Source organism: Bartonella sp. AP20NXHL (assembly GCF_042196165.1).
Classification (GTDB): domain Bacteria; phylum Pseudomonadota; class Alphaproteobacteria; order Rhizobiales; family Rhizobiaceae; genus Bartonella.
Window position 1 is genome coordinate 1 of the sequence record NZ_JBHIPV010000045.1, and the last position, 3508, is coordinate 3508.

General features: G+C 41.3%; 1 pseudogene. It reads right to left on the reverse strand.

What is annotated here, in order from left to right:
* A pseudogene (locus ACFILL_RS08815) lies at nucleotides 1-3508 on the reverse strand (hypothetical protein); the annotation flags it as partial.

Below are 3508 nucleotides of genomic sequence, written 5' to 3' on the forward strand. Positions count from 1 at the left end.
CCCTCCATTCGCCACCTTCATAGCTAGCTCCTCCTCCTAAATACATCGCTAGCGTCTGATGCAAGGAATAAAGCTGATTGCCCGTAATCGCCTCTGTCGAACCTTCAGAGATATCGCCATCTAAAACTGACTTCAGTTTGCTCTTACTTCTTTTATCTCCCTTCCCATGAAGCGCTACAAACGCACTGTCTTCATCACTCCACAACAACGCATTCTGCTCAATATTGTCTGAAATCTCATTATGAAGCTTTGTAAATGAATTGCTTACACCGGCAAACGCTTCAGCAATATTGGGATAGCTATGCTCTTCTGGACTACCATCATCATTAAATGTCGTAACTTTGAAAGTAGGTGCTACCCATTGACCATCTTCATAGTGAGCGCCACCACCAAAATAAGTCGCTAGCGTCTGATTCAAGGAATAAAGCTGAGAACCATTCACTGCTTCTGTCGAGCCTTCAGAAAGTGTGCCAGCTTTCACGCCAGAGAGACTACGTGCATCACCATTCATATTTGCAATTGTGATTGCACTACCCTCTTTTTCACCACCTATCTTGATTACCTTCGTAGCATCATCCTGCTTAACAAGACTATCTCCTACAACTCTATTAATCTCATTCTGAAGCTCTTTATGAATATTCGTGAATGAATTCCCTACACCTGCAAACGCTTTAGCAACATCATCATAGCTCTGCTCTTCAACAGCACTACCATCCTCATTAACGGTCTTAACTTTGAAACTTGGAGCTCTCCATTGACCTTCCTTATATTCAGCGCCACCACCTAAAGATTTAGCTATATTCGTAGCTGTTGTTTCAAGATTGTTTGACACACTGCTTACATTTTGATTGGTCGCAAAAAGCTGTGAACCATTCACTGCATCACTCGATGCTTCCGAAAGCGTTCCTGATTTCACACCAGAAAGGATCCGTGCAGCACCATCAATATTCGAAAGCTTAACTTCTGTACCACTCTTTTCACCCCCTACACTAATAACATGTGTCTTTTCATCTTGCTTAACAAGACTATCTCCTACAACTTGGTTAATCTCATTCTTAAGCTCTTTGTGAATATTTGTGAATGAATTCCCTACACCAGCAAATGCTTTGGCAACATCATCATAGCTCTGCTCTTCAACAGCACTGCCATCTTCTTTGACAATCTTAACCTTAAAGCTTGGAGCACTCCATTGACCTTCCTTATATTCAGCGCCACCACCTAAATAAGATGCAACAGTCTTATTCGTATCAAAAAGCTGAGAACCATTGATCGCATCACTTGAACTTGCAGAAACCTCTCCATTGGAAAGAAACTTAATTTTACTGTTGCCTTTCCCAGCACCCTCTCCATGTGTCGCTACAAACGCATTATCTTCATCACTCCACAACAACGCATTCTGCTTAATATTTTCAGTAACCTCCGTGTTGTTTTGGGTGAACTCTTTTTGAAGATTCTCAAAAGATGTTCCTACACCAGCAAATGCTTCCGATACATTATCATACTTCTTCTCTTCAACTTTAGTACCATCCTCATTAACGGTCTTAACTTTGAAACTTGGAGCTGTCCAAGCGCCACCTGCATAACTAGCATCACCACCTAAAGACTGCGCAACACTGTTACCTAGAGCATATAGCTGATTTCCTGCTACAGCATCGCTTGAGCTAGCAGTAATGTCACCATTTGCAAGCGACGTTATCTTGCTGTTGGTCTTCTCACCGTCTTTTCCTCCATGCGTCGCTACAAACGCCTCTGCGTCCTTATTCCACAACAGCGCATCGCCTTGAACTTCCTGAGTAATATTCGTGACTTTGTCATTAAAGTCTTTAACCACATTCGTGAAAGAATTACCAACACCTGAAAGAGCTTCTGAAACACTATCGTACTCAGCTTCTTCTGATGTGCCATCTTCTTTAAGGTGTGTAACTTTAAATCTAGGCAACAACCATTGATCTTTCTCATACTTAGCATCACCGTTTAAGTACGATGCAAGATCTTTTCCTAAGGAATAAAGTTGGGAGCCATTTACTGCATCTGTCGATTCTTTCGTAATATCTCCTGCCGCAAGGAACTTAATCTTGCTGTTTGTCTTTGCACCATCTTTTTCTCCATGCAAGGCGACAAAAGCACCATCAGCCTTGCTCCATGATAAAGAATCTTGTGCAACTCCTTCTGAAACTTCCTTAATACGAGCGTTGATAGTGCTCATGCTGTCATTAATGTCATTAAACGCACCTGCAACATTATTACTGCTCTTCTTATCACCTTTCGTACCATCATTGCTGAAAGTCTGAATTTGGAAATCCGGATCTTGCCATTCGCCTTTCTCATTATAACCAGCACCTCCACCAAAATAGCCAGCAAACTGTTTTTGCAGATCATAAATCTGTCCACCCGTAATCGCATCACTCGAGCCTGATACTATAGAGCCAGCTGCAAGTGATGTAATCTTACTCTTGCTTTCCTTCTCTCCATGCGTCGCTACAAATGCCTCTGCGTCCTTATCCCACAACAGCGCATCGCCTTGAACTTCCTGAGTAATATTCGTGATGTTTTCAGTAAGTTCATTAAACTTATTCGTTAGGTTGCTATTTACATTCTTGAAATTCGTATCAATGCTTTCAATGGCTAAACCAACATCACTATAGGATTTTTCTACTTCCTCGCCTTTTGCATCAACACTGGATAATTTATAGGTTGGACCCGTGAAAGTACCATCTTTAAAGCTTGTACCTCCACCTAAGTATTCCGCAATATCCTGAGAAACCTTAGAAATCTGACCGCCATTAACCGCATCATGCGAATTCTCACTAATCTGACCTTCGGCAACATTATGCAAACCAACAGATGCAGAACCCTTACCTTTACCCAAAGTCACACTCGCATAATTAGTGATGCCATTATCACCATCTTTTTTATCATAGTGAACAACAGCCGATTCATCAGACTGAAGATTGTTAGAAAGCTTCTCTAAACTTTTATCAAGTTGCTCTTTGTTGACTGCTTCATTATTCTTCGTTGCTTCCTTCACACCGGAAAGTATTCTATCCCCTTTGTCTTTATTTGCGATATTGATTTCACTGCCTTCTACTTCTGTACCAATATTGATAACTTTTGTCTTTTCATCCTGCTTGGCAAGGCTATCACTGACAACATTAGTAATTTCATTGTTAATCTCTTTGCGAACATTGGTGATGGAAGCACCAACTCCAGCCAATGCCTCCGCTACAGTTTTATATTCCTTATCTTCAACATCACTACCATCACCTTTGACAGTTTTAACTTTAAAGCTTGGAGCACTCCATTGACCTTCCTTATATTCAGCGCCACCACCTAAATAAGTTGCAACATTGTCCCCTAAGGAATAAAGCTGACCACCTGTAATTGCGTCCCTTGAATCCTTAGCAATATTACCTTCGGCAACATTATGAAGTGCAACTGGTCCTGCATCCTTACCTTTACCTAAAGTCACACTGCTATAATCAGTTTTACCATCTGCCTGTTTATCGTA